The 22,722-nt window shown below is 71.6% G+C and carries 18 protein-coding genes; 13 read left to right on the top strand and 5 right to left on the bottom strand.

Annotated features, from left to right (window positions below):
• Positions 1-68: 68 nt before the first annotated feature.
• The 4 genes from AB0K51_RS01365 to AB0K51_RS01380 all read left to right on the top strand — a co-directional run bounded on the left by AB0K51_RS01365 (position 69) and on the right by AB0K51_RS01380 (position 5,026).
• Entirely contained in the window at positions 69-1,499 is a 1,431-nt protein-coding gene (locus AB0K51_RS01365) for an extracellular solute-binding protein (RefSeq protein WP_363449168.1), read from the top strand.
• Positions 1,500-1,573: 74 nt separating this feature from the next.
• Positions 1,574-2,518, top strand: a complete 945-nt coding sequence (locus tag AB0K51_RS01370; RefSeq protein ID WP_363449170.1) for a sugar ABC transporter permease — start codon at positions 1,574-1,576, stop codon at positions 2,516-2,518.
• A 2-nt stretch (positions 2,519-2,520) separates the two neighbouring features.
• Entirely contained in the window at positions 2,521-3,411 is an 891-nt protein-coding gene (locus AB0K51_RS01375) for a carbohydrate ABC transporter permease (protein ID WP_363449172.1), read from the top strand.
• 37 nt (positions 3,412-3,448) lie between these two features.
• Positions 3,449-5,026 carry a glycoside hydrolase family 13 protein gene (locus AB0K51_RS01380; protein ID WP_363449174.1) on the top strand — a complete coding sequence of 526 codons (1,578 nt, stop codon included), beginning with the start codon at positions 3,449-3,451 and terminating at the stop codon, positions 5,024-5,026.
• A gap of 70 nt (positions 5,027-5,096) precedes the next feature.
• Here the strand turns inward: AB0K51_RS01380 and AB0K51_RS01385 are convergent, their stop codons facing one another.
• Positions 5,097-5,306, bottom strand: coding sequence for a hypothetical protein (locus AB0K51_RS01385; protein WP_363449176.1), 210 nt, complete (start codon positions 5,304-5,306; stop codon positions 5,097-5,099).
• A gap of 24 nt (positions 5,307-5,330) precedes the next feature.
• Here AB0K51_RS01385 and AB0K51_RS01390 point away from each other — a divergent pair, with 24 nt between their 5' ends.
• Both AB0K51_RS01390 and AB0K51_RS01395 read left to right on the top strand, forming a co-directional pair.
• Positions 5,331-7,388 (top strand): RHS repeat-associated core domain-containing protein, encoded by a 2,058-nt coding sequence (locus AB0K51_RS01390; protein ID WP_363449178.1) that lies wholly within the window; start codon positions 5,331-5,333, stop codon positions 7,386-7,388.
• Positions 7,389-7,458: 70 nt separating this feature from the next.
• A complete protein-coding gene (locus AB0K51_RS01395) occupies positions 7,459-8,028 on the top strand; it encodes a hypothetical protein (RefSeq protein ID WP_363449180.1) in 570 nt (189 codons plus the stop codon).
• A 27-nt stretch (positions 8,029-8,055) separates the two neighbouring features.
• Here the strand turns inward: AB0K51_RS01395 and AB0K51_RS01400 are convergent, their stop codons facing one another.
• Positions 8,056-9,168 carry a glycoside hydrolase family 18 protein gene (locus AB0K51_RS01400; RefSeq protein WP_363449182.1) on the bottom strand — a complete coding sequence of 371 codons (1,113 nt, stop codon included), beginning with the start codon at positions 9,166-9,168 and terminating at the stop codon, positions 8,056-8,058.
• A 147-nt stretch (positions 9,169-9,315) separates the two neighbouring features.
• Here AB0K51_RS01400 and metH point away from each other — a divergent pair, with 147 nt between their 5' ends.
• The 3 genes from metH (at position 9,316) to AB0K51_RS01415 (ending at position 15,626) form a co-directional block, all read left to right on the top strand.
• The gene (metH, locus tag AB0K51_RS01405; protein WP_363449184.1) at positions 9,316-12,819 is read left to right on the top strand and encodes a methionine synthase; all 3,504 of its coding nucleotides are present in this window, start codon (positions 9,316-9,318) and stop codon (positions 12,817-12,819) included.
• A 162-nt stretch (positions 12,820-12,981) separates the two neighbouring features.
• Positions 12,982-13,680: an HAD family phosphatase gene (locus AB0K51_RS01410; protein WP_363449186.1), complete on the top strand. Its 699-nt coding sequence runs from the start codon at positions 12,982-12,984 to the stop codon at positions 13,678-13,680.
• Positions 13,681-14,030: 350 nt separating this feature from the next.
• Positions 14,031-15,626 carry an ABC transporter substrate-binding protein gene (locus AB0K51_RS01415; protein WP_363449188.1) on the top strand — a complete coding sequence of 532 codons (1,596 nt, stop codon included), beginning with the start codon at positions 14,031-14,033 and terminating at the stop codon, positions 15,624-15,626.
• 75 nt (positions 15,627-15,701) lie between these two features.
• Here the strand turns inward: AB0K51_RS01415 and AB0K51_RS01420 are convergent, their stop codons facing one another.
• Positions 15,702-16,373 (bottom strand): response regulator transcription factor, encoded by a 672-nt coding sequence (locus AB0K51_RS01420; RefSeq protein WP_363449190.1) that lies wholly within the window; start codon positions 16,371-16,373, stop codon positions 15,702-15,704.
• A gap of 1 nt (position 16,374) precedes the next feature.
• Positions 16,375-17,241 carry a RecB family exonuclease gene (locus AB0K51_RS01425; RefSeq protein WP_363449192.1) on the bottom strand — a complete coding sequence of 289 codons (867 nt, stop codon included), beginning with the start codon at positions 17,239-17,241 and terminating at the stop codon, positions 16,375-16,377.
• Positions 17,242-17,457: 216 nt separating this feature from the next.
• Here AB0K51_RS01425 and AB0K51_RS01430 point away from each other — a divergent pair, with 216 nt between their 5' ends.
• The 3 genes from AB0K51_RS01430 to AB0K51_RS01440 all read left to right on the top strand — a co-directional run bounded on the left by AB0K51_RS01430 (position 17,458) and on the right by AB0K51_RS01440 (position 20,321).
• Positions 17,458-18,579, top strand: coding sequence for a site-2 protease family protein (locus AB0K51_RS01430; RefSeq protein ID WP_363449348.1), 1,122 nt, complete (start codon positions 17,458-17,460; stop codon positions 18,577-18,579).
• A 50-nt stretch (positions 18,580-18,629) separates the two neighbouring features.
• Entirely contained in the window at positions 18,630-19,595 is a 966-nt protein-coding gene (locus tag AB0K51_RS01435) for a tRNA (adenine-N1)-methyltransferase (RefSeq protein WP_363449194.1), read from the top strand.
• A gap of 153 nt (positions 19,596-19,748) precedes the next feature.
• Positions 19,749-20,321, top strand: a complete 573-nt coding sequence (locus AB0K51_RS01440; RefSeq protein ID WP_363449196.1) for a hypothetical protein — start codon at positions 19,749-19,751, stop codon at positions 20,319-20,321.
• Positions 20,322-20,370: 49 nt separating this feature from the next.
• Here the strand turns inward: AB0K51_RS01440 and AB0K51_RS01445 are convergent, their stop codons facing one another.
• Entirely contained in the window at positions 20,371-20,658 is a 288-nt protein-coding gene (locus AB0K51_RS01445; protein WP_363449198.1) for a ferredoxin, read from the bottom strand.
• A gap of 228 nt (positions 20,659-20,886) precedes the next feature.
• Between AB0K51_RS01445 and arc the strand changes: the two genes are divergently transcribed.
• On the top strand, positions 20,887-22,653 hold the full coding sequence (gene arc, locus AB0K51_RS01450; RefSeq protein WP_363449200.1) for a proteasome ATPase: 1,767 nt from the start codon (positions 20,887-20,889) through the stop codon (positions 22,651-22,653).
• Positions 22,654-22,722: the final 69 nt, after the last annotated feature.

Consider the following 22,722-nt stretch of genomic DNA (forward strand, 5'->3'; position numbering starts at 1 on the left):
GACCTACGTTCCTCACACGTCGGCGTTCGCCCGGCCTCACCGAAACCTCTCCCACCCATGGGGTACGCATGAAGCTGAACAGATCGAGCAGAATGGCCGTCGTCGCGCTCGCGGCCGGGATGCTGCTGACCGCCGCCGCCTGCAGCAGCAGCGGCTCCTCCGCCGGCAGCAGCGATGCCGCCGGCGGGGTGGCGGACGGCAAGCCGCTCGACCCGAACGCGACCGTCACCATCTCCATCGACTGCGCTCCGGGTGCGGACCAGGCCGCGGGCAAGGCCAACTACGCCGACGACCTCGCGCTCTTCAAGACCAAGTACCCGAACGTCACCATCAACGCGAAGCCGTACGTCGGCCAGTGCGAGGTGCCGGCCCAGCAGACCGCGCAGTACAAGGCGCACGACGAGACCGGCGCGTTCCACGCCTACTTCACCGACCGCGAGCAGACCCTCAACTCGGGCGACGCGCAGGACATCACCAAGTACGTCAACGACCAGACGGTGCCGGGCTTCTCGTCCATGCTGCCGAGCGTCAAGCAGAACATGACGGTCGACAACAAGGTCTACGCGCTGCCGATCAACTACTACAGCACCGGCCTGGTCTACAACCGCGACCTGTTCAAGCAGGCCGGCCTCGACCCGGACAAGCCGCCGACGACCTGGGACGAGGTGCAGGCCGCGGCCAAGAAGATCGCCGCGCTGGGCAACGGCATCTCCGGCTACGAGGACTACAGCGGCGGCAACACCGGCGGCTGGCACTTCACCTCCGAGCTCTACAGCCTCGGCGGCAAGATGGTCTCGGCGGACGGCAAGAAGGCCGCCTTCAACTCGGCGGAGGGCAAGCAGGTCCTCAAGCGCCTGCACGACATGCGCTTCACCGACCAGAGCATCAGCGCCACCCCGGTCACCCAGTGGGCCGACGCCTTCCCGCCGCTGGCCACCGGCAAGGTCGGCATGTTCCTCGGCGCGCCCGACGTCGTGAAGCACCTGATCGAGGTGCTCGGCGCGGACAAGAACGCCTACGGCCTCGGCCCGATGCCGGGCGCCAGCGGCCCGGGCAACAGCCTCGGCGGCGGCGACCTGTACTACATCAAGAAGGGCCAGACCCCGAACCAGATCAAGGCCGAGATCGCCTGGATCAACTTCCAGTACCAGACCCCCGACGCCGGCCAGTTCAACTTCGCCCGCGCCAAGACCCTGGCCGGCAGCAGCAAGGACCCGGTCGCGATCGCCGTCCCGCAGCCGTACTTCTGGAGCGCCGACTCGCCGCAGATCCAGGCGATCACCGCGTCGCTGAAGACCAACGGCAACCTGCCGCTGACCAACTACGACCCCTACGTCAAGAACCCCACCACCACGCTGACCGAGCCCCCGGCCGCCCAGCAGCTCTACAAGGTCCTCGACACCGCCATGTCGGCGGCCATGACCGACCCCAACGCGAACCTCGACAGCGTGCTCGCCACCGCCGAGTCCCAGGCGAACCAGATCCTGGCCAACCAGTGACCCGTGCCGTCCGGCCGGACCGCGCCTCCCCGCGGTCCGGCCGGCGGCCGGCACCCTGACGAGGAGTCACCCCCATGACCACCACGCTGACTCGCGGCCGGGCCCGCGCCGAAGCGGCCCGCACCGCCACCCGGCCGCCGGGCGGTGCCCTGCGCCGCTCGCTGGCGCGCAACCTGCGGGCCCACGCCTTCCTGATCGGCGCCCTGCTCTGCTTCGCGCTGTTCACCTGGTACCCGATGGTCCGCGAGATCGTCATGTCGTTCCAGAAGGTCCGCTACGGCGAGACCCACTGGGTCGGCTTCGACAACTTCCGGCAGATCTTCGCCGACCCCGAGTTCTGGCCGGCCTGGCGCCACACCCTGGAGTTCACCGGCGTCGCGCTGGTCTTCGGCTTCGTGGCGCCGTTCGTCTCGGCGATCGTGATCAACGAGTTCCGGCACGCGCAGAGCTACCTGCGGGCCCTGGTGTACCTGCCCGTGATGCTGCCCCCGGTCGCGGGCATCCTGCTCTTCAAGTACTTCATGGACCCCGGCTACGGCCTGTTCAACCAGATCCTGCACGCCCTGCACCTGCCCACCTCGTCCTGGCTGGCCTCGCAGGACACCGCGATGTTCTCCCTGGTCATCGTCTCGACCTGGGCCAACATGGGCAGCGCCACCCTGGTCTACCTCGCCGCCCTGCAGAGCATCCCCGGCGAGCTCTACGAGGCCGCCGAACTGGACGGGGCCGGCGTGCTGCGGCGGATCTGGCACGTCACCGTGCCGCAGACCCGCCTGATCCTCTCGCTGATGCTGATGCTGCAGGTGGTCGCCACCATGCAGATGTTCACCGAGTCCTTCGTGCTCACCGGCGGCGGACCCCAGGGCTCGACCACGACGGTGGTCTACCTGCTCTACAACTACGCGTTCAGCTACGACAAGTTCAACACCGCGGCCGCACTGGGAGTCGTCCTGCTGCTGGTACTCGGCTGCTTCTCGGCCGTCTACCTGTGGCTGGAGCGCCGGGGCGGGGAGGAGTGACGATGAGCAAGACCGCCCGCAGTGCCGCCACCCGCACCCTGATCTCACCTGTCCGCCTCAACCAGCCCGGCGGACGCCGGACCTACCGGATCGTGCTGGCCCTCACCCTGCTGATCACCACCGTGGTCTTCGTCGGCCCGCTGTACTGGATGGCGACCGGCGGCTTCAAGTCCTCCCAGGAACTGGTCCAGACCCCGCCCACGCTCATCCCCAGCAACCCCAGCACGCACGCCTTCACCGAGGCATGGGACCGGCTCGGGATGGCCCAGCTGCTGCTCAACACGGTCGTCTACGCCGGCGGCGCGCTGCTCCTGCAGCTGGTGTTCTGCGTCGCCGCCGCGTACTCGCTGTCCAAGCTGCGCCCGGTGCTCGGCAACGTGATCCTGGGCATGATGCTGGCCTCCATGATGATCCCCGCGGCCGCCCTGGTGATCCCGCAGTACCTGACGGTGCTCGACCTGCCGCTGGTGCACTGGAACCTGATGAACACCCCGTGGGTGATCTGGCTGCCCACCGTGGCCAACGCCTTCAACATCTTCCTGCTCAAGCGGTTCTTCGACTCGATCCCCAACGAGCTGCTCGACGCGGCCGCGATCGACGGGGCGGGTCCGGTCCGGGTGCTGTGGTCCGTCGTGCTCCCGCTGTCGCGGCCGATCCTCGGCGTGGTGTCGATCTTCGGCCTGGTCGCGGTCTGGAAGGACTTCCTGTGGCCGCTGATCACCGTGCCCGCGCACGAGACGCTGAACGTCGGGGTCAACACCGCGGCGACCTCCATGCCGCAGAACTCGCTGATCGCGGGCCTGTTCATCGCCTCCATCCCGACCATCGCCCTGTTCCTGGTCTTCCAGCGCAACATCATGGCGGGCCTCACCGCGGGCAGCCTCAAGGGCTGAGTCCCGCACCGACAACTTCTGAAAGGAAACCCTGACCGTGTCAGAGCAGTGGTGGCGGAACGCGGCGATCTACCAGGTGTACCCGCGCAGTTTCGCCGACGGCAACGGCGACGGGATCGGGGACCTCGCCGGAGTGCGCGCAAACCTGCCTTACCTGGCCGAACTCGGCTTCGACGCGCTGTGGTTCAACCCCTGGTACCCCTCGCCGATGGCCGACGGCGGCTACGACGTCGCCGACTACCGGGACGTCGACCCCGCCTTCGGCACCCTCGCCGAGGCCGAGCAGCTGATCGCCGAGGCCGCCGAACTGGGCCTGCGCACCATCGTCGACATCGTGCCCAACCACGTCTCCGACCGGCACCCGTGGTTCCAGGCCGCGCTCGCCGCCGCCCCCGGCAGCCCGGAGCGCGACCTGTTCCACTTCCGCGAGGGCCGCGGCGCCGAGGGCGAGCTCCCGCCCAACGAGTGGAAGTCCGAGTTCGGCGGCTGCCCGTGGACCCGGCTCCCCGACGGCCAGTGGTACCTCCACCTGTTCGCCGCCGCCCAGCCCGACCTCAACTGGGAGCACCCGCAGGTCCGCGCCGAACACCTGGACATCCTGCGGTTCTGGTTCGACCGCGGCGCCGCGGGCGTGCGCATCGACTCGGCCGGCCTGCTCACCAAGGACCCCGAGCTCGCCGACGTCGAACCCGGCCGCCCGCACCCCTACGTCGACCGGGACGACCTGCACGGCATCTACCGCACCTGGCGCGCGGTCGCCGACGGCTACAGCCCGCCGCGGGTCCTGATCGGCGAGGTCTGGGTCCCCGACGCGGAGCGCTTCGCCCGCTACCTGCGCCCGGACGAGATGCACACCGCGTTCAACTTCGACTTCCTGGCCCGTCCCTGGGACGCCGCCGCGCTCCGGGAGTCGATCGACACCACGCTCGCCGCGCACGCGCCCGTCGGCGCCCCGGCGACCTGGGTGCTCGCCAACCACGACGTCACCCGCACCATCACCCGCTACGGGCGCGAGGACACCCGCTTCGAGTTCGCCGCCAAGGCCTTCGGCACCCCGACCGACCTGGTGCTCGGCCGCCGGCGGGCCCGCGCCGCCGCCCTGCTCACGCTGGCGCTGCCCGGCTCGCTCTACGTCTACCAGGGCGAGGAGCTCGGCCTGCCCGAGGTCGAGGACCTCCCGCTGGCCGCCCTGCAGGACCCGATGCACTTCCGCTCCGGCGGCACCGACCCCGGCCGCGACGGCTGCCGCGTCCCGCTGCCCTGGACCGGCGACCACCCGCCGTACGGCTTCACCCGCGAGGGCAAGGACCCCTGGCTGCCGCAGCCCGCCGACTGGGCCCCGCTCACCGTCGCCGCCCAGACCGGCGACCCCGCCTCCATGCTGGAGCTCTACCGCACCGCACTCCACCTCCGCCGCACCATCACCGGCCCCCTCACCTGGAGCGCGGACGCCCCGCCCGGCGTCCTCTCCTTCACCCGCGACGACCTGCACTGCCTCGTCAACCTCACCGCGGGAGCGCTCCCGCTCCCCACCGACGCCGAAGTCGTTCTCGCCAGCAGCGAACTGACGGACGGTCAACTCCCGACCGACACGGCGGTGTGGCTCCGCCGCTAGGGCCGTGGCGTGCGGGTGGTCCGCCCGGGGGTGAGACGCCCCCCGGGCGGATCCGTCTGTCGACGCTCCGTCAGGAGTGCTTCGCGCTCGCCGTCACGGCGTCGCGCAGCCTGGTCGGGAGGTCGGGGCCCTCGGGGAGGGTCTGCAGGTTGGGGGTGGCGGGGTCGGGGGCGATCAACAGGAAGTGCTGGGCGGGGTGGGCGCCGGCCGCCTCGGTGACGGCGCGGGCGATCGCGGGGTCGGCGGCGGCGGTGACGATCAGCGAGCAGTCGCGGATCAACAGCCCGCCGAGGGCGGCCTCGGCGTGGTCGGCGGTGGTGGTGACGTAGGAGGCGCGAGTTCCTCGTTCGGCTACGACGGCGCCGGGAAGATGACCTCCCGCACCGACGCCGCCGGCACCTCGTCCTACACCTACGACAAGGCCGGCCGACTGGCCACCATGACCGACCCGGCCTCCGGCGCCACCGCCGGCTACGGGTACGACCGGGACTCCCAGCCCGTCAGCGTCGGCTACGGCGTCGGCAACGCCGGCCGCAGCTTCGGCTACGACGCGCTGCACCGGATGACCAGCGACACCGTCACCGCCGGCAGCGGCGGCACCGTCGCCTCGACGACCTACACCTACAACCTCGACGACCAGCTCACCGGCAAGACCACCACCGGCTTCGCCGGGGCCGCCGCCAACACCTACACCTACGACCAGACCGGCCGCCTGACCTCCTGGAACAACGGGACCACGACCACGGCCTACGGGTACGACGCCGCCGGCAACCGCACCCAGATCGGCAACCGGACGCAGAGCTTCGACGCCCGCAACCGGCTGCTGGACGACGGCACGGCGAGCTACACGTACACCGCCCGCGGCACCATGTCCGGCAAGACCCCGCACGGCGGAGCCACCGAGGCGATGCAGTTCGACGCCTTCGACCGGCTTCGAAACGACGGCGCCCAGTCCTACGACTACGACGCCTTCGACCGGCTGCTGACCACCGGCGCCACCACGCTCGCCTACTCCGGAACCGGTGACCTGGTCGCCTCCGACGGCACCGCGGCCTACTCCCGCGATCCCGGCGGCGTGATCACCGGCATCGCCCAGGGCGGCAGCCACACCATCGCCCTGACCGACCAGCACGACGACCTCGTCGGCGACCTCGCCCCGACGGGCACCGCGCTCGCCGACTCGGCCGCCTTCGACCCGCTCGGCAACACCATCGCCACCGCGGGCACCCGGCGTTCGCTCGGCTTCCAGTCCGACTACACCGACGCGGTGACCGGCAAGGTCGACATGCTGGCGCGCTGGTACGACCCGTCGACCAGCACCTTCACCTCCCGCGACACCTACAGCCCCGACCACGTGGTCTCGGACCTGCCCGACCGGTACGCCGTCGAGGGCATGGACCCGTGGTGGTCCGACCCCAACCCCAGCATCGCCCAGGACCGCTACGCCTACGCCGACGGCGACCCGCTGGCCTTCACCGACCCCGACGGCCACTGGCCGAAGTGGCTGAAGTCGGCCGCCCACGCGGTCTCCAGCACCGTCACCAACGTCGTCGAGCACCCGGTCAGCGCCCTGGAGACCGGCGCCAACTTCGTCTACCAGGTCTCCGGCGCCGCCGACGTGGTCAGCTGCGCCACCCACCCGGGCTGGGGCAACTGCGCGATGGCCGTACTCGCCGTCGCGTCCTACATCCCCGCCGTCGGCGAGGGCGCCATCGCGCTGCGCGGCGTCGCCGCCGCCAGCAAGACCGCCCGCGTGGTCGGCGCCATCGGCAAGGGGGCCCGGGCGGTCAACACCGGCCTGTACGCCTCGCACGTCGCCGGCGACGTGTACCACGGCCACTACAAGCAGGCGTTCAAGGACGTCGCCACCGGCCTGGTGCTCGGCAAGCTGTCCAAGCACGTCGGCAGCGGCATCAGGCGCGGCGGAAGTGCCGGACGGGCCTTTGCCGGTGCCGCCCGAGCCGGCCGCCGCGGCGCCCCCAACGCGACCGTCTTCCACTACGGCCATACCGGGAACGAGCACTACAGCATCCAGGTCCACGGCGAGGAGGGCTCCCGCCACGCGCACGGCTACGCCAGCAACGGCAACCTCAAGCCCGGTCCCAAGACCGAGCCGTCCACCAACCGCCACGGTCCGTTCAACCGGGCCTTCGACATCCACGTCCCCAACACGCACGGAGCACACGGCGCGATGGACGGCGCCTACGCGAAGCGTCCGAAGAGCATCGGCACGTACGACTACATGCACAACAGCTGCGCCACGTATTGTGGCGGCGTCCTGCGGGCGGGAGGTCTGAACGTCCCGCGCAACAGCCTCCTGATGAAGCTGTTCCTGGCCACCCAGCGGCGCCACCGCCGCTGACCCCACCCGGGTGGGGGGGCGTCGAGGCGCCCCCGCACCCGCCCCGTTCCGAGACCACGAGAGAACCACCATGACCAAAGCCGACTGGGACTGGGCCGCCGAGGCCCGCGCACTCGAACGGGCCGCGGCCGACGCCCGCCCGGAGGACCGCCTGGCGTTCCTCTCCCAGGCCGGGGAACACTTCGCGACGGCCGGTGCGTACGACCGGGCGGTCGAACTGCTGAGGTCCGTCGCCGAGCAGAGCGGCGACCCGGATGACGCCGCGTCACCCGTGCTGGCGTACGCCCTGCTGAGGGCCGGCCGCGAGGAGGAGGGGCGGGCCGTCGCCGCGGCCGCGCAGCGGCTGACCGACCGGCGGGCGGACTGGCGCGAGCACCGGGAACTGGCCGGCCACCTCGACCGGGCCGGACTGCTCCCCGAGGCCCTGGCGAACTACGACACCGCCCTCGCCCTGGTGCTCCGGCTGGCCGAGCCCGACGCGCCCCTCCCCGACGCGCCGGGCCTGCGGCCGCTGTCGCAGCTGTCCGAGGAGCGCCGCACCGTCCGCGAACGCCTCGGCCTCCCGCCCGACGACCACGACCGCGCGGCCCTCCGCCGCCTCCCCGCCCTCAAGCGCTGGCGCCTGCGCCGCTCCCGCTAGGGATTGACGCCAGGTCCTGGCGGGGCGTCAGATGCACCAGCCGTCGCGGTAGGCCGCCCAGTGGTCCGGGGTCGCGGCGAAGTCGACGTAGAGCGCCAGGCCGAAGTTCTGGCGGGCGTCCGGGCCGAGGGCGAGGCGGGCGCCGCGGACGGCGGCGCGGACGGTCTCCGCGTCGCCGTGGTGGGTGGAGCTGTCGGCCCAGTAGGCGGGCAGGCCCATCAGCAGGTCGGTGCCGGGCGGGGTGGCGGCCAGCGCCAGCGAGGTCTGCCGGGCGACGTAGCCGCCGTACAGCGACTCCACCGGCATCGAGGTGTCGTAGGACATCACCGCGATCTGGTCGACCCGCCGGGCCGCCTCGGCGAAGTACCCGCGGGACCACCACTTGCCGTGGCCGGTCAGCGCCAGCGAGACCCGCCCGACGCCCGGCCACGGGTCGATCTGCGGGGCCGCCACCGACAGCGGCGCCCCGCGCGCCGCGGTCACGCCGCGGACCTCGTCGAGCAGGGCGAGGAAGCCGGGCGAACCGGAGTGCACCGGCTCCAGGTCCAGGTGGACGCCGTCGAAGCCGAGGTCGAGCACCTGCCGGGCCGAGTCGGCCACCCGGCCGCGCACCGCGGGATCGTCCAGGTGCAGGCCGTCCTTCTCCGGGGCGACCACGTCGCCCAGCCAGGACTGCACCCGCACCCCGGGCAGCGCGGCGTGCGCCCGCCGCACGAAGTCCGCGGCGCCGGGCGCCAGCGCCGGGTCCAGCGAACCGTCGTGGCCGAGCGGCCCGGTGTGCACGTACAGGTCGTGGATGCCGGTGCCGGCCAGCCGGGCGACCAGCGAGCCGAGGTCGGCGGGGGAGCGGCGGCCGTCCACCCAGGCGTGGCCGAGCCAGAGCGCGTCCCGGCCGCGGGTGCGGGCGTCCGCCGGCGGCTCGCCCGCGTAGCCCCAGCGCAGCGCGACCGCCGCGCCGAGCAGCGGCAGTACCGCCAGGACGAGCGCCAGGCCGAGCGCGGTGACGGCGCGCCGCCGCCAGGACCAGCGGACCCGGCCCGCCCAGCGGCGACGCGCCCGGCCCGGCAGCGTCCGCCATTCGGACCAGCTCGGCGCTCTCGACGGCCGCAATTCCCGGCGCCGTCCCCCCGGTTCGGTCATGGTCACGCTCCCTTCCGGTGGACAAGGACGCCCACGATGCGAAACGGGTTCCGCCGCCCGGGCACCGGCCCGATACCCTGGCGGGGTGCGCCCCCGATCCAGGTGGGGCCGCATAGCCGACAGCCGTCGCACTCAGGGAGCAGCCTCATGGCCATCGCCGTACCCACGTCCACTCAGCAGGACCGCGCCGACGCCTTGCGGGAGGCTCTCGCCACCCGGGTGGTGGTCGCCGACGGCGCGATGGGCACGATGCTGCAGGCGCAGGAGCCCACGCTGGAGGACTTCGAGCAGCTGGAGGGCTGCAACGAGATCCTCAACGTGACCCGTCCGGACATCGTCCGCTCGGTGCACGACGCCTACTTCGCGGTCGGCGTGGACTGCGTGGAGACCAACACCTTCGGCGCCAACCACGCCGCGCTCGGCGAGTACGACATCTCGGACCGGGTCTTCGAACTCTCCGAGGCCGGTGCCCGGATCGCCCGGGAGGCCGCCGACGCGCACACCGCCGAGGACGGCCGCACCCGCTGGGTGCTCGGCTCGATCGGCCCCGGCACCAAGCTGCCCACCCTCGGCCACACCACCTTCGCGGTGGTCCGCGAGGGCTTCCGGCTGAACGCGGCGGGCCTGATCGCCGGCGGCGCCGACGCGCTGCTGGTGGAGACCAGCCAGGACCTGCTGCAGACCAAGGCCTCGATCCTGGGCTGCAAGGCCGCGCTCGCCGAGGCCGGCCTCGACCTGCCGATCCTCGCCCAGGTCACCGTGGAGACCACCGGCACCATGCTGCTCGGCTCGGAGATCGGCGCGGCGCTGACCGCGCTGGAGCCGCTCGGCATCGACTTCATCGGCATGAACTGCGCCACCGGCCCCGCCGAGATGAGCGAGCACCTGCGCTACCTGGCGAAGAACGCCAAGGTCGGCCTGTCCTGCATGCCGAACGCCGGCCTGCCGGTGCTCACCAAGGACGGCGCGCACTACCCGCTCAGCCCGGTCGAACTCGCCGACGCGCACGACGCGTTCACCCGCGAGTACGGCCTGGCGCTGGTCGGCGGCTGCTGCGGCACCACCCCCGAGCACCTGCGCCAGGTGGTCGAGCGGGTGCAGGGCCGCCCGATCGCGGTGCGCGAGCCGAAGCCCGAGCCGGCCGCCGCCTCGCTGTACCAGTCGGTGCCGTTCCGGCAGGACACCTCCTACCTGGCGATCGGCGAGCGCACCAACGCCAACGGCTCGAAGAAGTTCCGCGAGTCGATGCTGGCCGGCGACTGGCAGGCCTGCGTGGAGATCGCCCGCGAGCAGATCCGCGAGGGCGCCCACCTGCTCGACCTGTGCGTCGACTACGTCGGCCGCGACGGCGTCGCCGACATGACCGAGGTCGCGACCCGCCTGGCCACCGCCTCCACCCTGCCGATCGTGCTGGACTCCACCGAGCCGCCGGTGCTGCGGGCCGGCCTGGAGGCGCTCGGCGGCCGCGCGGTGCTCAACTCCGTCAACTACGAGGACGGCGACGGCCCGGACACCCGGTTCGGGAGGATCGCCGCGCTGGCCCGGGAGCACGGCGCCGGCCTGATCGCCCTCACCATCGACGAGGAGGGCCAGGCCCGCACCGCCGAGACCAAGGTGGCGATCGCCGAGCGGCTGATCGAGCAGCTCACCACCGAGTACGGCGTCGACGAGTCCTCGATCCTGGTGGACTGCCTCACCTTCACGCTGGCCACCGGCCAGGAGGAGTCCCGCCGCGACGGCATCGAGACCATCGAGGCGATCCGCGAACTGAAGCGCCGTCACCCCGCCGTGCAGACCACGCTCGGGCTGTCGAACATCTCCTTCGGCCTCAACCCGGCCGCCCGACAGGTGCTCAACTCGGTCTTCCTGCACGAGTGCGTGGAGGCCGGCCTGGACTCGGCGATCGTGCACGCCGCCAAGATCCTGCCGATGAACCGGATCCCCGAGGAGCAGCGGGCCACCGCCCTCGACCTGGTCTACGACCGCCGCGCCGAGGGCTACGACCCGCTGCAGAAGCTGCTGCAGCTGTTCGAGGGCGTCTCCGCGGCCTCGAACGCCGCGTCCAAGGCCGAGGAGCTGGCGGCCCTGCCGCTGGACGAGCGCCTGCAGCGCCGGATCATCGACGGCGAGCGCAAGGGCCTGGAAGCCGACCTGGACGACGCGCTGACGGAGCGTCCGGCGCTGGAGATCATCAACGACACGCTGCTGTCCGGCATGAAGGTGGTCGGCGAGCTGTTCGGCTCCGGCCAGATGCAGCTGCCGTTCGTGCTCCAGTCCGCCGAGGTGATGAAGGCCGCGGTGGCCCACCTGGAGCCGCACATGGAGAAGGCCGACAGCGCGGGCAAGGGCACCATCGTGCTGGCCACCGTCAAGGGCGACGTCCACGACATCGGCAAGAACCTGGTCGACATCATCCTCTCCAACAACGGCTACACCGTCGTCAACCTCGGCATCAAGCAGCCCGTCTCGGCGATCCTGGACGCCGCGCAGGAGCACAAGGCCGACGTGATCGGCATGTCCGGCCTGCTGGTCAAGTCCACGGTGATCATGAAGGAGAACCTGGAGGAGCTCAACCAGCGCGGACTCGCCGCCGACTACCCCGTCATCCTCGGCGGCGCCGCGCTCACCCGCGCCTACGTCGAGCAGGACCTGCACGCCGTCTACCAGGGCGAGGTCCGCTACGCCCGGGACGCCTTCGAGGGCCTGCGGCTGATGGACGCCCTGGTCGCCGTCAAGCGCGGCGTGCCCGGCGCCGTGCTGCCCGAGCTCAAGCAGCGCCGGCACGCCCGGGTCGAGGTGGAGGAGCCGGAGGAGGTCAACCTCGGGCAGATCCGCTCCGACGTGGCCACCGACAACCGGGTGCCGGTCCCGCCGTTCTGGGGCGACCGGATCGTCAAGGGCATCCCGTTCCAGGACTACGCGTCCTGGCTGGACGAGGACGCGCTGTTCAAGGGCCAGTGGGGCCTGAAGGCGGCGCGCAGCGGCGGGCCCAGCTACGAGGAGCTGGTGGAGACCGAGGGCCGGCCGCGGCTGCGGATGTGGCTGGACCGGCTGCAGACCGAGGGCTGGCTGGAGCCCGCCGTGGTCTACGGCTACTTCCCGGCCAACTCCAAGGGCGACGACCTGGTGCTGTACGGCGAGGACGGCTCCGAGCGGACCCGCTTCACCTTCCCCCGCCAGCGCCGCGGCCGGCGGCTCTGCCTGGCCGACTTCTTCCGCCCGGAGGAGAGCGGCGAGCGCGACGTGGTCGGCCTGCAGGTGGTCACCATGGGCAACCGGATCTCCGAGGCCGCGAACGAGCTGTTCGCCGCCGACTCCTACCGCGACTACCTCGAACTGCACGGCCTGTCCGTGCAGTTGGCCGAGGCGCTGGCCGAGTTCTGGCACGCCCGGGTGCGCTTCGAGCTGGGCTTCGGCGACGAGGACCCGCAGGACGTGCGCGACATGTTCGCGCTCAAGTACCGCGGCGCCCGGTTCTCGCTCGGCTACGGCGCCTGCCCGGAGCTGGAGGACCGCGCCAAGATCGCCGAGCTGCTGAAGCCCGAGCGGGTCGGAGTGATCCTCAGCGAGGAGTACCAGCTGCACCCCGAGCAGTCCACCGACGCGATCGTGATCCACCACCCCGAGGCGAAGTACTTCAACGCCAGGTAGATCTTCAACCCGGGGTCATCCGTTCGCCTCGTGCGCGTTCGGTGCAAACACCAGCCCCGGGCGTAAGCTTGATGATCCTGAACGGGCCGGTCCGCTCACCTGCGGGCCGGCCTGTGCCATCCCCGGACGCGCTCCGGGCGACCTCTCGGAAGGACGGCGGGCATGACGACGGTCTCGACCCCCATCCGCGTCGGCGGCTCCGGCACCGGCCTGCAGGCCGTGCTGCTGGACATGGACGGCACCCTGGTCGACACGGAGGACTTCTGGTGGCAGGCCGAGGTCACGCTCTTCGCCGAGCTGGGACACGCGCTGGACGCCACCGACCGGGCCCAGGTGGTCGGCGGACCGATGACCCGGGTGATCGACTACCTGCGGGGCCGCACCGGCGTGCAGCTCAGCCCGGCCGAGCTGACGGTGCTGATCAACCAGCGCTTCGTCGACCTGCTCGGCGGCGGCGTCCCGCTGATGCCCGGCGCCGAGCGGCTGCTGAACACGCTGGCCGCGCACGGCGTCCCGGCCGCCCTGGTGTCCGCCTCGCACCGGCACATCATCGACATCGTGCTGCACAGCCTGGGGGCCGAGAACTTCGCCTTCTCCATCGCCGGCGACGAGGTGCCGCGCACCAAGCCGCACCCCGACCCGTACCTGGCCGCGGTCGCCCGGTTCGGCGCCGAGCCGGCCCGCTGCGTCGTCATCGAGGACGCGCCGACCGGCGTGCGGGCCGCCGAGGCGGCCGGCTGCCCGGTGATCGCGGTGCCCTCGGTGGCCGCCATCGAGCCGGCCCCGGGCCGGCTGGTGCTGTCCTCGCTGGAGCAGGTCGACCTGGAGCTGCTGCACACTCTGGCCGGCACCAGGGTGTGACGTTCGTCTCGGCCGGGTGGTATGCCGGTGTCGTTCCGCATTCGGTGGTATGCGGAACGTGTCCGTCATCAGGGGCGAAATCGGGCATTGCCTGACAACTCGTCGGACGCCCCGGAATGATCGTCCGGACCCCGGTCACCGGCCCCTCGCGCGGCCGGTGACCGTCCGGAGCCGATGTGGCACGCTACATCCGATCAGTCCCCACACCGCGTCGCCGCACCGCCGCCGGGAGACCCCGGCCCGCGGGCGAGCGCACGGTCGTACCGACCCGCGGCCGCCGCCCCACCCCGGCGCCGGACGCCGGGCCACCGGCGACAGCCGGCCGCACGCAGTAAGGAAGACCACCCCGCATGACTACGCCGAACCGCCTGGCCGTGCTCAGCTGCGCCGCGCTCGTCGCCACCACGGCCGCCGGCTGTGCCTCCGTCGAGAAGGCCGCCTCCGGCGGCGACGGCGGCAGCTCCGTGACCATGGGCACCACCAGCGTGACCAGCGTGCTCGACCCCGCCGGTGCGTACGACGCGGGCTCCTGGCTGGTGCTGAACAACACCTTCCAGTCGCTGCTCTCCTTCCCGGCCGGGGCGACCGTGCCGCAGCCGGAGGCCGCGCAGGCGTGCGAGTTCACCAGCACGGACACCATGACGTACCACTGCACCCTCAAGCCGGGGCAGAAGTTCTCCAACGGGCACCCGCTGACCGCCGCCGACGTGGTCTTCTCCATCGACCGGATGAAGAAGATCAACGACCCGTCCGGCCCGTCCGCGCTGCTGTCGACCATCACCTCCGTGGAGGCCAAGGGCGACCTCGAGGTGGTCTTCCACCTGGGCGCCCCGGACGCGGTGCTCCCGGCGAAGCTGGCCTCCGCGGCCGGCTCGATCGTCGACCACCAGGTCTTCCCGGCCGACGGGCTGCTGGACAACACCAAGCTGGTCGGCTCCGGCCCGTACAAGATCGACTCGCTGGAGATGAACGGCAAGGCCCCGGCGAAGATCGTCCTGGTGCCGAACTCGCAGTACAAGGGCTCCGCGAAGCTCCAGAACACCAAGTTCACGCTGCGGTACTTCGACAAGCCGGACGCGCTGAAGTCCGCGCTGGACAGCGGCGACGTCGACCTCACCGACAACAGCCTGGAGCCGTCCGCGGCCGCCGAGATCAAGAACGACGGGCTGACCGGCAAGGGCAACCTGAAGGTCGCCGAGGGCGAGACCGGCGAGACCCGCTACCTGGTGTTCAACGCCAAGGACGCGGTGGCCGGCAACCCCGCCGTCCGGCAGGCCGTCGCCCAGCTGATCGACCGCAAGGCGCTCGCCCACGACGTCTACGCCGGCACCGTGCAGCCGCTGTACTCGGTGGTCCCGGCCGGCATCACCGGCCACAACACCGCCTTCTTCGACAAGTACGGCGAGCCGGACGTCAACAAGGCGAAGAAGATCCTCACCAACGCCCACGTCACCACCCCGGTCAAGCTCAACCTGACCTGGTCCCGGGCCCGGGCCGGCGCCGGCGAGCTGGAGGCCTTCAAGAAGCAGCTGGAGGCCAGCGGCCTGTTCCAGGTGACGGTCACCCAGGAGCCCGACTGGACCGCCTACCAGGCCGGCTGGAAGAACGGCAGCTACCAGGCCTACACCGTCGGTTGGACCCCCGACTACGCCGACCCGGACGACTACATCAGCCCGCTGGTGGTCGACGGCGGCGCGTTCCACAACGGCTGGGACAACCCGCAGATCAGCGAGAAGCTGGTGCCCGAGTCGATCAAGCTCACCGACCGCTCGGCGGGCGGCCAGTACGCCCAGATCCAGAACATGCTGGCCGACGGCGTGCCGATGATCCCGCTGTTCCAGAACAAGTCGTTCTACGTCTCCAAGAACAACATCACCGGCGTCGACGCCACCGTCGACAACACCGGCGTCTTCCGGTTCTGGGAGATCGGCAGCACCAAGAAGTAACGCTCCGTCAGGAGCACGAACCAACGGCCCGCCACCCCGCGAGGGGTGACGGGCCGTTCGGCTTCCGGGCGGACCCTAGAGCGCGCCCGGGCGGACCAGGCCGCTCTCGTAGGCGTACACCGCGGCCTGCACCCGGTCGCGCAGCTGCAGCTTGGTCAGCACGTGGCCGACGTGGGTCTTCACCGTGGTCTCGGAGACGAACAGCTCGGCCGCGATCTCCGCGTTCGACAGCCCGCGGGCCACCAGCCGCAGCACCTCCACCTCACGCTCCGTCAGCACGGTGAGCGCCTGCGGCGGGGTCTCGTCGCCGGACGGCAGCTTGGTGGCGTACATGTCCAGCAGGCGGCGGGTCACCGACGGGGCCAGCATCGCCGCGCCGTCCGCCACCACCCGGATCGCCTGCACCAGCTCCTCGGCCGGGACGTCCTTCAGCAGGAAGCCGCTGGCCCCGGCGCGCAGCGCCTCCACCACGTACTCGTCCAGGTCGAAGGTGGTGAGCACCAGCACCTTCGCCGGGCCGTCGCGGCCCGGGCCGGCGATCCGGCGGGTGGCCTCGACGCCGTCCATCCGCGGCATCCGGATGTCCATCAGCACCACGTCCGGCTGCAGGGCGCGGACCTGGTCCAGCGCCTGCTGCCCGTCGCCCGCCTCGCCGACCACCACCAGGTCGGACTCCGCCTCCAGGATCATCCGGAAACCGGTACGCAGCAGCGGCTGGTCGTCCACCAGCAGCACACGGATCGTCACCCTACGACTCCTTGCGGGGGTTGGTCACAACAGCGATGGGCAGCGGGTACGGCGGGGGAGTGCCGCCGAACTCCGGGCAACTGGCCTGATGATCGCACCAGTCGCAGAGCCGGTTGCGGGTGGCCGGGAACTCGCCGGTGGCCACCGCCCGGGAGACCGCCTCCCACAGCGCCTCCAACTTCCGCTCGACCGACAGCAGGTCCGCCTCGTCCGGGTCGTAGGTCACCACGTCCCCGCCGCCGCCCAGGTAGACCAGCTGCAGCCGCTTGGGCACCACGCCCTTCCAGCGCCACACCACCAGGGCGTAGAACTTCATCTGGAACATCGCCTTGCCCTCGAAGTCCCGCGAGGGCGCGCGGCCGGTCTTGTAGTCCACCAGCCGGACCTCGCCGCTCGGCGCGACGTCGACCCGGTCGATGTACCCGCGCAGCAGCAGGCCCGACGACAGCGCCGTCTCCACGTACAGCTCGCGCTCCACGGGGTGCAGCCGGGTCGGGTCCTCCAGCCGGAACCACCGGTCCACCAGCTTCTCGGCGTCGCCCAGCCAGGCCGCCAGGCCCGCCGGGTCCTCCGGGAACAACTCGGCCAGCTCCGGCCGCTCGGCGCGCAACCGCTCCCACTGCGGGGTCAGCAGCCCGCGCGCCCGCTCCGGCGTGCGGTCCGCCGCCGGGTGGTCGAACAGCCGCTCCAGCACCGCGTGCACCAGCGTTCCCCGGGTCGCCGCCGGGCTCGGCGGCTCCGGCAGCCGGTCGATCACCCGCAGCCGGTACAGCAGCGGGCAGGTCATGAAGTCGCCCGCCCGCGACGGCGACAGCCCGGTCGGAGCGGAGGCCGGCCGGACGGCGGGAGCGGGGTCGGTGTCCTGCATGCCCCGACCCTATTGCACCGAACGGACAACCCGGGCGAACCCCCGGGAGGGCTGGGTATAGGAAAGGTGTGCGGGGTGCACCGTCGATCCGCGGGGAGATCACGTAGCGTACGAGGACCAGTCGAGGGTGGAGTGGAAGGGAGCACGGTGAGCGATACCAAGGGGCGGGCACCCGAGAAGCCGGGGACCGGGGACCAGCCCAGAGGCGGCATCCTGATGGGCCGGCCGTTCGGCGTGCCGGTGTACGTGACGCCGTCGTGGTTCCTGGTGGCCGCCCTGATCACCTGGATCTTCGGCAGCCGGCTCGCCGACGTGCTGCCCGAACTCGGCTACGTGCGCTACCTGCTCGCCTTCTCCTTCGCCGTCGCCTTCTACGGCTCCGTGCTGGTCCACGAGCTCGCCCACACGCTGGTCGGGCTGCGCTACCGGCTCGGCGTGCGCCGGATCCAGCTGCAGTTCCTCGGCGGCGTCTCCGAGATCGAGAAGGAGGCCGACACCCCCTGGCGGGAGTTCTGGCTCGCCTTCGTCGGCCCGCTGCTCTCGCTCGCCCTCGGCGGCGCGTTCTGGCTCGGCCTGCGGTCCGTCGAACCCGCTACCGTCCCCGGCGTGCTGCTCGCCGGGCTGATGATCTCCAACCTGGTGGTCGCCGCCTTCAACCTGCTCCCCGGCCTCCCGCTGGACGGCGGCCGGATGCTGCGCGCCGTGGTCTGGGCGGTCACCGGCAACCCGATGAAGGGCACCCTCGCCGCGGTCTGGGCCGGCCGCGCCCTGGCCATCCTGGTCGTCCTCGGCCTGCCGATCATCGGCGCCTCCCAGAACGCCGAACGCTCCACCACCGAGGCCATGCTGGACGGCGTCCTGGCCGCCATCCTCGGCTTCATCATCTGGCAGGGCGCCGGCAACTCGCTGCGCAACGCCCGGCTCAAGCAGGTGCTGCCCCAGCTGCGCATCCGCGAGCTCGCCCGGCGCAGCATCGACGTCCCCGCCGACACCCCGCTCGGCGAGGCGATGCGCCGCGCCCGCGAGGCCCAGGCCGGCGCGATCGTGCTGGTCGACGGCCGCGGCGACCCGGTCGGCGTGGTCAAGGAGTCCGCGGTCACCGCCGTCCCCGAACACCGCCGGCCCTGGGTCGCCGTCACCGCCGTCGCCCGCGACCTCGAACCGGGCCTCACCATCCCCGTCGACCTGGCCGGCGAGCAGGTCCTCGACGCGCTGCGCCGCAACCCCGCCACCGAGTACCTGGTGGTCCGCCCCGACGGCACCACCTACGGCGTGCTCGCCCTCAGCGACCTCGAACGCCGGCTCACCGCCGCCCTGCAGGGACGCCCGGCGGCCTGAGCTGATCATGTGGTCGGGGGCAGGCCTCCGGCTCCCGTAGGATGGCCCCCATGTCCGAACCGACCGGTGCCGCCCGCCGACGCGGGCCCTTCCAGGTCGGGGACCAGGTCCAGTTGACCGACCCCAAGGGCCGCCACTACACGTTCACGCTCCAGGCCGGGAACCAGTTCCACACCCACAAGGGTGCGTTCCCGCACGACGAGCTGATCGGCGCTCCCGAGGGCACGGTCGTCCGCACGACGGGCAACGTCCCGTATCTCGCGCTGCGCCCCCTGCTCCCCGACTACGTCCTGTCCATGCCGCGCGGCGCGGCGGTGATCTACCCCAAGGACGCGGGGCAGATCCTCGCCATGGCCGACATCTTCGCCGGCGCCCGGGTGGTCGAGGCGGGCGTCGGCTCCGGCGCCCTCTCCACCTACCTGCTGCGCGCCGTCGGCGACACCGGCATGCTCGCCTCCTACGAGCGCCGGCAGGACTTCGCGGACATCGCGAAGGGCAACGTCGAGCGCTACTTCGGCGGACCGCACCCCGCGTGGAAGCTCACCGTCGGCGACCTCCAGGACAACCTGGTCGAGGCGGACGTCGACCGCGTCATCCTCGACATGCTCGCCCCCTGGGAGTGCCTGGACGTCGCCTCCAAGGCGCTCGTCCCCGGCGGCCTGATCTGCTGCTACGTGGCCACCACCACGCAGATGTCGCGCACCGTCGAGGCGCTGCGCGACCACGGCACCTTCACCGAGCCGCAGGCCTGGGAGACCATGGTCCGCACCTGGCACCTCGAGGGCCTGGCCGTCCGCCCCGACCACCGCATGATCGGGCACACCGGCTTCCTGCTCACCGCCCGCCGGCTGGCCGACGGCGTGGAGCCCCCGCTCCGCCGCCGCCGCCCCGCCAAGGGCTCCTACGGCGAGGACTACGACGCCGGCGGCGAGCCCGAGCTGACGCTCGCCGAGCGCGCCGCCGTGCGCAAGGCCCAGCGCGAGGCCGCGTCCCACGACGCCCGCGACCTCGACTGACGTCGATCCACCCCGAGATCCGCCCGAGGAGGGAACCCCCGCCCCGGGCGGATCTCGTCGTCCCGGGACCTGCACACCCCCGACACCACTCGGACCCCGCCGTGTGCAAGGATTCCCGGACCAAGGGCCAGCGCAGCGGGAGGTCAGGAGTCGGTGACGGAGCGTCGGATACCCGGGCACGCGCGGGCGGGTTTGAAGCACTGGGCGCTGGTGGCCGCGGGGTGCGCGGCGGTGGTCGGCGGGGCGCTGGGCGCGAACTCGGCGACCGGGGCCGTGGTGACGGCCGGTCAGCCCGCCCCGAAGGGCGGCGCCGCGGCCGTGCCGGACGCGGTGGCCCCGGTGGCCGAGAAGGCCGAACTTCCGCTTGACTGCGGCCCGTTCCCGGTCGCGGTGAGCCTGCAGACCAGCGCCGTGCTGAAGGGCCGTCCGGTGACCGTGGCGGCGGCGCACTGCCAGGCCGACGGCGGAACCCCGCCGGACGGGGTGTTCCTGCTGGAGAACGGCCAGAACGGCACGCCGAAGGTGGCCGCCACGCTGCTGCCGGACAGCGAGGGCTACTCGCTGACCGCGCTGGCGATCCGCAGCGACGGTTCGATCCGCGGCCAGGCCCGCGGCTACTCGTCCCCCGACGTCCCCCGCTTCGCCCCCGACCTGCTGATCGAGCTGTCCTGGACCGAGCACGACGGCCAGTGGACGAAGGCCGTCACCAAGACCCCCGCCCGCTGACCGCCGGACCGGCCGCCCGGGGCGGCCGGTCCCGGGTCCTGAGACCCCGTCAGTCGGCGTCCGGCCCGTACACCTCGACCTGGTCGGCGACCCGGCGGACGTGGATGCAGTCGCCGGGGCACTCCTTCGCCGAGTCCACCACGTCCTGAAGGATCGTCAGCGGCACCGGCGCGGTCTGGCCGGGCTGCTGGCGCAGTTCGTCGTCCGGGCCCTTCACGTAGGCGAGTCCGTCGATGTCGAGCTCGAAGACCTCCGGCGCGTACTGCGCGCAGATGCCGTCGCCGGTGCAGAGATCCTGGTCGATCCAGACTTCGAGTGCCTCGCCGGTCCCCGCCATTGCCCCTACCGTTTCCGCTTCGGTTCCCCCGCATTCGGGGACATTCCTGTCACGATACATCCGGCCTGCTTTGAACCGATGAGGGGTGGGCATCTCCTGTACCAGAGGGGAAGCACGCAAGGGCGAAGATCGGACACGCCCGATCCATCTTTCTGATCTAGGGGTTTACATGACCCTGGTCCCAGGTAGGTTTGGGTCGTCCAGCTCCCCCAGGAGGAGGTGAGGACCGTGGCAGCCCACGATGACGACTACGACCGCAGCGCCGGCAGGCCCGCACGGGGGTCCGACGAGGCCGCGCAGGTCTCCTACCTCGAGCAGGAGATCGCCGTCCTGCGGCGCAAGCTCGCCGATTCGCCCCGAAGCTCAAGGGTTCTTGAGGAGCGCATCGTCGAGCTCCAGACCAACCTGGCCGGTGTGACCGCCCAGAACGAGAGGCTCGTCGGCACCCTGCGCGAGGCCCGCGACCAGATCGTGGCCCTCAAGGAGGAGGTGGACCGGCTCGCCCAGCCGCCCGCCGGGTTCGGCATCTTCCTCGAGCAGAACGAGGACGGCACGGCCGACATCTTCACCGGTGGCCGCAAGCTCCGGGTCAACGTCAGCCCCGGCGTCGAGCTGGACGACGTGCGCCGCGGCCAGGAGGTGATGCTCAACGAGGCGCTGAACATCGTCGAGGCGATGGCCTTCGAGCGCATCGGCGACATCGTCACCCTCAAGGAAGTGCTGGAGGGCGGCGACCGCGCCCTGGTCATCGGGCACACCGACGAGGAGCGGGTGGTGCGCCTCGCCGAGCCGCTGCACGGCCTGACCCTGCGGGCGGGGGACGCGCTGCTGCTGGAGCCCCGCTCCGGCTACGTCTACGAGGTGGTGCCGAAGGCCGAGGTCGAGGAGCTGGTCCTCGAGGAGGTCCCGGACATCGACTACCGGCAGATCGGCGGCCTCTCCAACCAGATCGAGCAGATCCGGGACGCCGTCGAACTCCCGTACCTGCACGCCGACCTGTTCAAGGAGTACGAGCTGCGTCCGCCCAAGGGCGTGCTGCTCTACGGCCCGCCCGGCTGCGGCAAGACGCTGATCGCCAAGGCGGTGGCCAACTCGCTGGCCAAGAAGGTCGCCGAGGTGACCGGACGCGAGGCCGGCAAGAGCTACTTCCTGAACATCAAGGGCCCCGAGCTGCTCAACAAGTACGTGGGCGAGACCGAGCGGCAGATCCGCCTGGTCTTCCAGCGGGCCCGGGAGAAGGCGAGCGAGGGCACGCCCGTCATCGTCTTCTTCGACGAGATGGAGTCGCTGTTCCGCACCCGCGGGTCCGGCGTCAGCTCGGACGTGGAGAACACCATCGTCCCGCAGCTGCTGGCCGAGATCGACGGCGTGGAGGGACTCGAGAACGTCATCGTCATCGGCGCCTCCAACCGCGAGGACATGATCGACCCGGCGATCCTGCGGCCCGGCCGCCTGGACGTCAAGATCAAGATCGAGCGGCCGGACGCCGAGGCGGCGAAGGACATCTTCTCCAAGTACCTCAAGGACAGCCTGCCGTTCCACCCGGACGACGTGAAGGAGCACGACGGCTCGGTGCCCGCCACCGTCGCCGCCATGATCCAGTCGGTGGTCGAGCGGATGTACTCGGAGACCGAGGACAACCGCTTCCTGGAGGTCACCTACGCCAACGGTGACAAGGAAGTGCTCTACTTCAAGGACTTCAACTCCGGCGCGATGATCCAGAACATCGTCGACCGGGCGAAGAAGATGGCCATCAAGGACTACCTCGACCACGGCCAGCGGGGCCTGCGCGTGTCCCACCTGCTCGCCGCCTGCGTCGACGAGTTCAAGGAGAACGAGGACCTGCCGAACACCACCAACCCGGACGACTGGGCCCGGATCTCCGGCAAGAAGGGCGAGCGGATCGTGTTCATCCGCACCCTGGTGACCGGGAAGCAGGGCGCCGAGTCCGGACGCTCCATCGACACTGTCGCCAACACGGGGCAGTACCTGTAGTACGCGACCACCCCGTCCGGCTGCGGCGCTCGGCAGGGCTCCGCAGCCGGACGGCGCGTCTGCACCGGC

Source organism: Kitasatospora sp. NPDC049285, assembly GCF_040678815.1.
In the GTDB taxonomy this organism is placed as follows: domain Bacteria; phylum Actinomycetota; class Actinomycetes; order Streptomycetales; family Streptomycetaceae; genus Kitasatospora.